The organism is Arthrobacter sp. Cr_A7 (genome assembly GCF_029222765.1).
In the GTDB taxonomy this organism is placed as follows: domain Bacteria; phylum Actinomycetota; class Actinomycetes; order Actinomycetales; family Micrococcaceae; genus Arthrobacter.
On sequence record NZ_JARHXQ010000126.1, the window covers coordinates 17937 to 27027 of the forward strand.

The 9091-nt window shown below is 65.4% G+C and carries 8 protein-coding genes; 3 read left to right on the plus strand and 5 right to left on the minus strand.

The genetic code is table 11. From position 1 onward, the window contains the following. Nucleotides 1-64 precede the first annotated feature (64 nt). The 4 genes from P2Q66_RS07735 to P2Q66_RS07750 form a co-directional block, all read right to left on the minus strand. Nucleotides 65-1891 (minus strand): ABC transporter ATP-binding protein, encoded by a 1827-nt coding sequence (locus tag P2Q66_RS07735; protein WP_275726943.1) that lies wholly within the window; start codon nucleotides 1889-1891, stop codon nucleotides 65-67. Beyond that, nucleotides 1888-3696 (minus strand): ABC transporter ATP-binding protein, encoded by a 1809-nt coding sequence (locus tag P2Q66_RS07740; protein ID WP_275726948.1) that lies wholly within the window; start codon nucleotides 3694-3696, stop codon nucleotides 1888-1890. The genes P2Q66_RS07735 and P2Q66_RS07740 overlap by 4 nt, the downstream gene beginning before the upstream one ends. Nucleotides 3697-3837: 141 nt before the next feature. Further along, the gene (locus P2Q66_RS07745; protein WP_079597582.1) at nucleotides 3838-4782 is read right to left on the minus strand and encodes a metallophosphoesterase; all 945 of its coding nucleotides are present in this window, start codon (nucleotides 4780-4782) and stop codon (nucleotides 3838-3840) included. A 6-nt stretch (nucleotides 4783-4788) separates the two neighbouring features. Next, nucleotides 4789-7095 (minus strand): transglycosylase domain-containing protein, encoded by a 2307-nt coding sequence (locus P2Q66_RS07750; RefSeq protein WP_079597581.1) that lies wholly within the window; start codon nucleotides 7093-7095, stop codon nucleotides 4789-4791. 37 nt (nucleotides 7096-7132) lie between these two features. Between P2Q66_RS07750 and P2Q66_RS07755 the strand changes: the two genes are divergently transcribed. Genes P2Q66_RS07755 through P2Q66_RS07765 form a run of 3 tightly spaced genes read left to right on the plus strand, consistent with a single transcriptional unit; the run spans nucleotide 7133 to nucleotide 8751 of the window. Next, entirely contained in the window at nucleotides 7133-7288 is a 156-nt protein-coding gene (locus P2Q66_RS07755) for a DUF4177 domain-containing protein (RefSeq protein ID WP_009359196.1), read from the plus strand. Nucleotides 7289-7290: 2 nt separating this feature from the next. Next, nucleotides 7291-7824, plus strand: coding sequence for a RidA family protein (locus P2Q66_RS07760; RefSeq protein WP_275726956.1), 534 nt, complete (start codon nucleotides 7291-7293; stop codon nucleotides 7822-7824). Between the two features lie 15 nt (nucleotides 7825-7839). Continuing rightward, entirely contained in the window at nucleotides 7840-8751 is a 912-nt protein-coding gene (locus P2Q66_RS07765; RefSeq protein ID WP_275726959.1) for an NUDIX hydrolase, read from the plus strand. A 3-nt stretch (nucleotides 8752-8754) separates the two neighbouring features. On the opposite strand, the gene P2Q66_RS07770 is transcribed toward P2Q66_RS07765, so the two are convergent. Continuing rightward, entirely contained in the window at nucleotides 8755-8937 is a 183-nt protein-coding gene (locus P2Q66_RS07770) for a hypothetical protein (RefSeq protein WP_275726962.1), read from the minus strand. Nucleotides 8938-9091 lie beyond the last annotated feature (154 nt).

A 9091-nucleotide genomic window follows, 5' to 3' on the forward strand; every position in this document is an offset into this window, starting at 1 on the left:
TGGACAGGCAGGTTTCTCATAGCCTAACCGGGCGCGCATGTCTGCCTGCCCGTAACCAGCAGGCTCAGACCAGCGAATCCTTCCAGGCGCCGTGCAGGTCGGCGAAGCGCCCGCCGCCGCCGATAAGGTCCGCGGGGCTGCCGTCCTCCACGATACGGCCGTCGTGGACCACCAGGACCCGGTCCGCGGTCTCCACGGTGGACAGCCGGTGGGCGATGATCAGCGCAGTCCTGCCGGCGGTATCAGTGCCGGCGAGCAGGCGGGCCAGCCCGCTCTGCACCAGCCGCTCGGAGGGTATGTCCAGGGAGGAGGTGGCCTCGTCCAGTATCAGCACGGCCGGGCGTGCCAGGAAGGCCCGGGCAAAGCTGATGAGCTGCCGCTGGCCTGAGGACACCCGGCCGCCACGCTTGTTCACGTCCGTGTCATAGCCCTCGGGAAGTTCCAGGATGAACTCGTGGGCACCCACCGCCTTGGCAGCTTCCTCGATTTCGGCGCGGGACGCCTCCGGGCGGCCAAGCGCGATGTTGTCCGCCACAGAACCGCTGAACAGAAAGGCTTCCTGGGTGACCATCACGATGTTCCGCCGGAGGTCCGTGGTGCTGAGCTTGCGGAGGTCCACGCCATCGAGGGTGAGCGAACCGGATGTCACATCGTAGAAGCGGGCAATGAGCTTGGCCAGCGTGGACTTTCCGGCACCCGTCTGCCCCACCAGCGCCACGGTCTGCCCGGCCGGAATGTGCAGGTTCAGGGTGGGGACGACGACGGGCCCGTCGCCGTAGCGGAACTCTACGCCACGGAAGTCGATTTCCCCCCGGGCGCTCTTCAACGCAACAGGGTTCTTCGGCGGGCGCACTGTGGGAACCTCCTCGAGGAGGCCGGAGACTTTTTCGAGGGCGGCCTGGGCGCTCTGGAAGGAGTTGTAGAACATGGCCATCTGGTCCACCGGCTGGAAGAAGCGCTTGGTGGAAAGCATCAGTGCCAGCAGCACACCCACCGCCAAGTCGCCGGTGAGTACCCGGAAGCCGCCGAACAGCAGCACCACGGCCACGCACACGTTGCCGATCAGGACCAGCCCGGGCTGGAAGATGCCGTTGAGGTTGATGGACCGGACGGTCACCTGCCGGTATTCCTCGGCCAGCTGCCCGTAGGTTTCCGCGTTTTCCTTCTCCTTGCGGAACGCCTTGACGGCGCGGATGCCGGTCATGGTCTCCACAAAATGCACGATCAGCCGGGCGGACACCACCCGGGATTCCCGGAAGACAATCTGGGAGTGCTTCTGGTACCAGCGGGCCAGGAAGAACATGGGAACGCCGGCGGCCAGGACCAGCAGCCCGCTGCGCCAGTCCAGGGCGAAAACGGTGACGGCCGTGAAGATCATGAACAGCAGGCCCGATGCCAGCGAACTCACGCCCGAGTCAAGGAGCTCACGAAGGGCTTCAAGGTCGGAGGTCTGCCGGGCGATGATCCGCCCGGACGTGTATTTTTCGTGGAATTCCAGGCTGAGCCGCTGCGTATGGCGGAATACCCTGACCCGGAGGTCCAGCAGCATGGACTGGCTGAGCCTGGCGGTGGACGTGACATAGAGGGCCGTGAGCCCCGCCGTCGCGATGGCTGCCAGGAGGTAGGCGACGCCGGTGAAGACCAGCGGAAGGTTGTCCCCGGCCTGCAGCGCCGGCAGGGCGTGGTCGATGCCGAAGGCGATGAGCGCCGGCCCGGCAACACGCGCGGCCTGGGAGAGGACCACCATGGCGATGGTCAGCCAGAACCGCACCCGTACGGGACGGATGAGGGAGCGCAGCAAGGCGAGCGACCGTCGTCGTACTGCCCGGCTGTCGCTTTTGCTGAGGTGGGCGTTGTCTTCATTGGCCGTGCCGAACGTTGCCGTGCTCATCGGGTGACTTCCTCTGCCTGGTCCTCAAGCGCCGACAGTTCGGAGTCCAGGTCCCGGGGTTCCCGGTCCAGGCTGGCGATGACGTAGCGGTAATGGTGGTTGCTTGCCAGCAGTTCCGTATGGGTTCCGACGGCGGTGATCCGGCCTTCCTCAAGCAGCGCCACCCTGTCGGCGAGGGCCACGGTGGACGGCCGGTGGGCCACGATGAGGGTGGTGGTGTCCTTCAGCACTTCCCGCAGGCGGGTCTCCACGAGTTCCTCGGTGTGGACGTCCAGGGCGGACAGGGGATCGTCCAGGACCAGGACCCGCGGGCGGGCCGCGATGGCACGTGCCAGGGCGATCCGCTGCCGCTGCCCGCCGGAAAGGCTGAGCCCTTCCTCGCCGATCAGGGTGTCCACACCCTCTGGCAGCGAGTAGGCGAAGTGCGCCTGTGCCACGTCGAGTGCTTCTTCCAGGACGTCGTCACTCCGTTCGCGGGCGCCCAGCAGGACGTTGTCGCGTACCGAACTGGAAAACAGCGTGGTGTCCTCGAAGGCCACGCCCACGATCTGCCGGAGTTCCTCCACGTCGAAGTCCCGCAGGTCCACGCCGTCGATGGTGATGGCACCTTCGGTCACGTCATAGAGCCGGGGCACCAGCTGGATCAGGGCGCTCTTGCCGCTGCCCGTGATGCCCACCAGGGCCATGGTCTCGCCGGGCCGGACGTCAAGGGTGATGTCCTTCAGGATGGGCTTGTCCGGTGCATCGTCGAACGCCAAGGAGGCGTTGCGGAACGTCAGGGAGCCAGCCAGCCGGGCGGGACGCCGCGGGGCCGGGGGACTGGTGATGGTGTTTTCCGAGTCCATCACCTCGTAGTGGCGGTCGACGGCGGTCTTGGCGGTGAGTGCCATGGCCAGCAGCATCCCGGAGAATTCCACGGGGGAGGCCATCACGGCCGCGGTGGCGAAGAACGCCACCAGGGCGCCGATGTCCAGCTGGCCGCTGGCGCAGAGAATAACGCCGACCACCAGGCCGGCGCCGAGGGCGAGCTCGGGCAGGAGCGTGACCACCATGGTGAACATGGCCTGGTGGCGGGCCTTTTCGATCTCGGTCTGCCGGAGTTCCTCAGCCTGTTCGTTGAAGTTCTCCAGCGCCTCCCTGCTGCGGCCGAAGGCCTTCAGGACGCGGATGCCGTGAACGGATTCCTCCACCGTGGTGGCAAGGTCGCCGGCCTGGTCCTGGCTGCGGCGGGCAACTTTGCTGAAGCGGGTCCGGAAGCGGAAGCTGTACGCCATGATGGGCACGGCGGCGGCCAGGAAGATGAGGGCCAGCTGCCAGCTCATGGCAAACATGACCGAGATGCCGATGATGACGGTGAGGGTGGTGACCACCAGCATGATGGCGCCGAAGGCCATCCAGCGGCGCAGGAAGTTCAGGTCCGTCATGGCCCGGGAGAGCAGTTGGCCGGAGCCCCAGCGGTCGTGGAAGGAGACCGTGAGGTCCTGCAAATGGCCGTAAAGTGACACCCGCATCCGGGTTTCCACGGTTGTGGCGGGATTGATCACGAACTGCCGGCGCAGGGCTACCAGCCCCGCTTCGGCCACGCCCAGGACCAGGATGATACCCGCGGACATCCAGACCGCCTCGGTGGCGCCGCCGGACTTTAGTGATTCATTGACCAGGACGCGCAACACCTGGGGGATGGCGAGGGCAACAACGCTGGCCAGGAGCGCGCAGAGAAGCCCCAGCAGGAGCCGGGGAATGATGGGGCGGACATGGGGGTAGAGACGGCTGATGGATCTGAAGAATGGAGTTTGCTTGGCCATGCCCGCTTCTCAAGCTCTGAATCGAATGTAGTTTCCCGTAGCAACTACCCTATGCCATGGGGTGAGACGATTCACAGGGATCGAACCGGGTTTGGGTGCTTGCCCACTTATTGCAGTCCGTAATGGCCTTGCGGTCCGGCGCTAGCTGGGGGAGGTGAGGGTCAGCAGCACCGCTTCGGGTTTACAGGCGATCCTTACCGGGGCGAAGCGCGAGGTGCCGATGCCGCCTGAGACGTTCACCGGCGTCGTGCGTCCGTTGTTCTGCCAATCATTCAGGCCCTTGGCGCGCCACGTGGGGAGGTCGCAGTTGGATACAAGGGCCCCGTAACCCGGGATGCACAACTGGCCGCCGTGCGTATGCCCCGCGAGCAGGAGGTCGGCCCCGTTCTCGGTAAAGTGGTCCAGTACCCGCTGGTAGGGCGCGTGGATGACGGCCACCTTGAGGTGGTCGTTGGAGTCCTGGTTGATGGTTCCGCGGGGCCACCCTGCATAACGCTCACGGTTCAGGTGCGGATCATCCACCCCGGAAAAATCGAAACGCATGCCGTTCAGGACCAGCGACTGGTGGCGATTGGTCAGGTCAACCCAGCCGCCCATCCCGAAGCCCGAGCGCAGCCGCGGCCAGTCCAGCGGGACGGGCTTTGGCTTCACCTTTGACGGGCCAAGCAGGTAGGTGGCGGGGTTCTTCAGGCTCGGCGCGAAGTAATCGTTGGAGCCGGGGACAAAAACGCCCGGAAACTCCAGCAGCGGGCGGAGAGCGGCCAGGAGCGGATCCACCGCCTGGGCGTGGCTGAGGTTGTCTCCGGTGTTCACCACCAGGTCCGGTTCCAGGCCGGCCAACGATTCCAGCCAGGCCGCCTTTTTCTTCTGGCCGGGTACGAAGTGGATGTCGCTCAGGTGAAGGATCCTAAACGGATTCCGGCCGGGAGGCAGGATGTCCAGGGTCTCTTCGCGGAGGACAAACTGGTTCTTTTCCCAGAGCCCGTAGCCGAACGCGGCCAGTCCTGCGGCTGCCCCGGCTCCTGCGGTTACGGCAAAGCCGCGTCCGACGGTGCGGACGCGGCTGGCCAAGGTGGTCATGGTCATCGGCGGCTAGCCGTTCCCGTTTCCGTTGCCGTTCCCGTTGCTGCTGGGCTCAGGGGCGGGCTGCGTGGCGGCCGGCGAGGAGGGTGCCGGCGCCTGGGTGGCCTGGGGAGCCGTGGTGGCGGGTGTGGTGTTCCGCGTGGTTCCGCCGCCGCCCAGCAAGTTGCTCGGCGGCGCGGGGAACGGCTCGGTGCCGTACGCCGGGGCAATCCGGGTCATGAAGTTCGAGAACATGGGCCCGGCGATCATGTAACCATCGATCCCCTGGTAGAACTTGCCGTTGACGGTGACGTTCTGGCCTGGCCGCTGTTGGGACCCCAAGGCGTCACCGAACCAGGCAGCGGTTGCCAGGCCGGTGGTGTGGCCAACAACCCAAGTCGAGCCGTTGTTGTTGGACGTACCAGTCTTGGCGCCGATGGGGAAGCTGGTGCGGGTGGAGATCCTGGGCTGGATCAGCGAGCCGGAGCCGCGGTTCAGCGTCTCCTGCAGCGCATAGTTCACACCGCGTGCCACCTCGGGCTTAATCGCGTCCCGGCAGTTGGTGGACTGGGCGGGCAGGGTTGCCCCGGTCTGGTCCTTGACTGACGTGATGGCAATGGGCTCGCAGTACTTTCCGTCATTGGCGAACGTGGCGAAGGCGCTGGCCATGGTCAGCGGGGCGGTCTGCGTGGAGCCCAGCAGGTTTGCCAGCGTGGACATGTTGATCTTCGGGTTCGGGTCGCCGTCAGCCGGGAGGCCGCCATGCAGGCCCACAGCGTCCACGATCTTCTGGATGCCGCAGAAGTCCAGCTGGGCCGCGGACGCAAAGGTCACGGTGTTGATGGAGTTGTAGAGGCCTTCAAGGACGGACAGGGGCCGGTACCACTGGGGCTCTGCGTTCTGCAGGTCGTCAGCGGCGCCGAGTCCCTTCTCTGCCGTGTTGTACGCGCCGGTGACCACGCCGCAGGAGTTGCGCCAGCGGAAGTTCAGCGGGTACTTGCGCTGCGCGGCGTTGACCACGGTGTTCATGGACTTGCCCTCATTGAGCCACTGGGCGAACGTGAACGGCTTCATGGTGGAGCCCGGCTGTGCGCCGCCCAGTCCGTTGAGGTCGTTCCCGTCCTTGTCCAGCTTGTCCACGTTGAAGTTCACCTGCGAGTCGAAGGAGCCTTCGGCCGGCAGGAAGGTGGTGTTCTGGGCCATCGAGACGATCTTGCCCGAGTTGGGCTGCACGGAAACCATGGCCGCGCCCCACTTGTCCGGGTTGGCGCCGGCGGAGGCGTTGACCTGTTCCTGGGCGGCAGCCTGGGCGCTCGGGTCAAGGGTGGTGGTGATGGTCAGGCCGCCACCGTAGATGAGGCGCTTCCGCTCATCCAGTTCCGCGCCGTAGGCGGGGTTGTTCTCCAGCAGGTGGAGCACGTAGTCACAGAAGTACGGGGCGGTGGAAGCGTACGCGCAGCCCTGCTTGGGCTGCGTCACCTTGGTTTCCACGGGGGTGGCAACGGCGGCGTCGTAGTCCGCCTGGGTGATCTTGCCCTGGTCCCGCATGAGTCCCAGCACCAGGTCGCGGCGCTGCTTGGAGCTCTCCGGATTGCTGATGGGGTCGAACGCGGACGGGCTGTTGACCAGCCCGGCGAGCAGCGCAGCCTGGGGAAGTGTCAGGTCCTTGGAGGAGGTGCTGAAGAAGAACCTGGAGGCGGCTTCGATGCCATAGGCGTCACGGTTGAAGAACACGATGTTCAGGTAGCCCTCAAGGATCTGCTCCTTGCTGAACTCCTTCTCCAGGGCGATGGCCAGCTTCATCTCGCGGAGCTTGTCGCCCACGCCCTTGTTGACGCCGTTGAGCTTGATCTGGTCCTCGTTGCCCTCGGCGGCGAGGTTGGCGTTGAGGACGTTGTTCACGTACTGCTGCGTGATGGTGGAGGCGCCCTGCCGGTTGCCGCGCGCGGTGCTCACCAGCGCGCGGAGAATACCGGTGGTGTCCACACCGCCGTGGTCATAAAAACGGCTGTCCTCGACGGCGATGACAGCCTCTTTCACGAACGGCGAAATCTGGTCCAAAGCAACCTTGGTGCGGTTCTCCGTGTAGACGCTGGCGATCTCGCTTCCGTCAGCCGCCAGGATCCTGGTGGTCTGGTTGGGCGGATCAACCTTCAGCTCAGCCGGAAGTGTGTCGAAGAACTCGATGGAACCACTTGCTGCGCTGCCCGAAACGGCGGCCGCCGGGACCAGCAGGCCAGCTACCAGGACACCACAAATCGCACTCACGCCAAGGAAAACGAGGATCTTTCCGAGGGTGGTGGCAGTATCGAATAAGGGGTTCTTACGAGTCGCCATGTTTTCCACTTTACCGGCAAGGACTAGTCTTTCTCTCATGACCAAATGGGAGTACGCGACGATTCCGCTCATTATTCACGCCACAAAGCAGATCCTGGACCAGTGGGGAGAGGACGGCTGGGAGCTCGTCCAGGTTGTCCCCGGACCTGACGGAAACGGCCTGGTTGCCTACCTCAAGAGGGAGAAGCAGTAGTAATGAGCACCCCCGCAGAAGCCCCGTCCGGCACGGCAGCAGCCCCTGTTTCCGCTGTTGAGCAGCGCCTTGCCGAACTGGGAATCACCCTTCCCGAGGTGGCCGCCCCGGTGGCGTCCTACGTGCCGGCAGTGATCTCCGGCAGCCACGTCTACACCTCCGGCCAGCTCCCCTTTATTAACGGCAAACTCGAAGCTACCGGCAAGGTTTCGGCGGGCAGTGAGGCCTTCGCCGACGAGCCCACTGTTTCCCCGGAAGACGCCCAGCGCTACGCCGCTGTGTGCGCCGTCAACGCACTGGCCGCCGTCAAGAGCGTGATCGGGGACCTGGACCGCATCACCCGCATCGTCAAGGTGGTGGGCTTCGTTTCCTCGGAGGCGTCCTTCACCGGACAGCCCGCCGTCATCAACGGCGCCTCCGAACTGCTGGGACGCGTCCTTGGTGACGCAGGCCAGCACGCCCGTTCCGCCGTCGGCGTTGCTGTCCTTCCGCTCGACTCTCCTGTGGAAGTCGAACTGATCGCCGAATTCAGCTAAGGCCGGTCGCTTCCCTTGCCTCACCTCGCCCGACGCCTTTTTGCACTTCCCCAGGATCTCGAAGGGGCAGCGCACAGCTGGCTTGAACACGGCGAACGGACTCCACGGGCTGCGCGCCTGGCGTCGTCCGTGGTCCTTTTGCGGGATTCCCCCACCGGCCTGGAAACCTGGCTGGCTTACCGGCCAGGTTCCTCGCCGCTGGGGGTTCTTGCGTTCCCCGGCGGGTCGCTTGATGCCGCCGACGACGACCCCGTCGGGTGGCTGGGCCCGTCACCGCAGCATTGGGCTGAGCAGATGGGAACGGACGACGTCGGGCTGGCGCGCCGCCACGTGGTGGGCGCCATCCGGGAACTTTTCGAAGAGACGGGCGTGCTGCTGGCGGGGCCGGACATGTCCAGTACCGTCGAAGCAACGTCCACCGCCGACTGGATGCGTGCCCGCATTGCCGTCGCCGAACAGGAGAAGACGTTCACGCAGGTCCTGGAAAAGCGGGGCCTCCTGCTCCGGACCGACCTGCTGAAGTCTCTGGTCAACTGGCGCAGCCCGGACTTCGCGCACCGCAGGTTCGACACCCGCTACTTCGCGGCCACCGTGCCGCTGAGCCAGGAGCCCACCCTCCTGGAAGGCAAGGGCGTTTGGGGCAGGTGGGTGAATGCCGCCAGGATTATCGAAGCCCGTGATACCACCGCGCTCGGCGACGAAGTGGGCCAGGAGAATACGGTGGGCCGGACCCTCGGCGAGCTCCTGGTGCCTGGCTCCGAGATCATGCTTGAAAAGATGGCCTCGGCCAACGGCTGCATCGCCTACCTGAGTTACAAGCGCAAAGCCCACGTGTACCAGCCCAGCCTTGTCCAGGAGGACGGCAGGCTCCTCCTCGAGGTGGAGGCGGCGAAGACCACACCCGGCGATCCCCAGCGCGAACGCTAAAGGCTAGATCTTAGGGAGCGTGGAGTAGGGGCGGCTGGGAAGCACCCCCGCAGTCCAGGGCCGGATAGAAGGCTCCAGCGGAATCTGGCCGCGGCCGTCGCGGATCACCAGGGCCACCGTCCCGGCAATGGCAGCCAGGGACGCCAAGCCCAGCAGGATCAGGAAGACCACCAGAGCCACAGACATCGCCATGCACCTCTAGGCTCAATTTTACCGCCGCCGGCGCTCCTCGGCCGTGGACGCTCCATCACCTTCCGCAGGTTCTGGACGGGCGCTCCATCACGTTCTGCAGGTTTTGGACGGGGCGTTGGGTGGATAGCAGCGGGATGTGATGGGGCGT

Coding starts and splice junctions, on each gene's coding strand:
- P2Q66_RS07745 (WP_079597582.1), bottom strand. CDS start 4,782: ATGACCATGACCACCTTGGCCAGCCGCGTCCGCACCGTCGGACGCGGC.
- P2Q66_RS07740 (WP_275726948.1), bottom strand. CDS start 3,696: ATGGCCAAGCAAACTCCATTCTTCAGATCCATCAGCCGTCTCTACCCC.
- P2Q66_RS07735 (WP_275726943.1), bottom strand. CDS start 1,891: ATGAGCACGGCAACGTTCGGCACGGCCAATGAAGACAACGCCCACCTC.
- P2Q66_RS07750 (WP_079597581.1), bottom strand. CDS start 7,095: ATGGCGACTCGTAAGAACCCCTTATTCGATACTGCCACCACCCTCGGA.
- P2Q66_RS07755 (WP_009359196.1), top strand. CDS start 7,133: ATGACCAAATGGGAGTACGCGACGATTCCGCTCATTATTCACGCCACA.
- P2Q66_RS07770 (WP_275726962.1), bottom strand. CDS start 8,937: ATGTCTGTGGCTCTGGTGGTCTTCCTGATCCTGCTGGGCTTGGCGTCC.
- P2Q66_RS07760 (WP_275726956.1), top strand. CDS start 7,291: ATGAGCACCCCCGCAGAAGCCCCGTCCGGCACGGCAGCAGCCCCTGTT.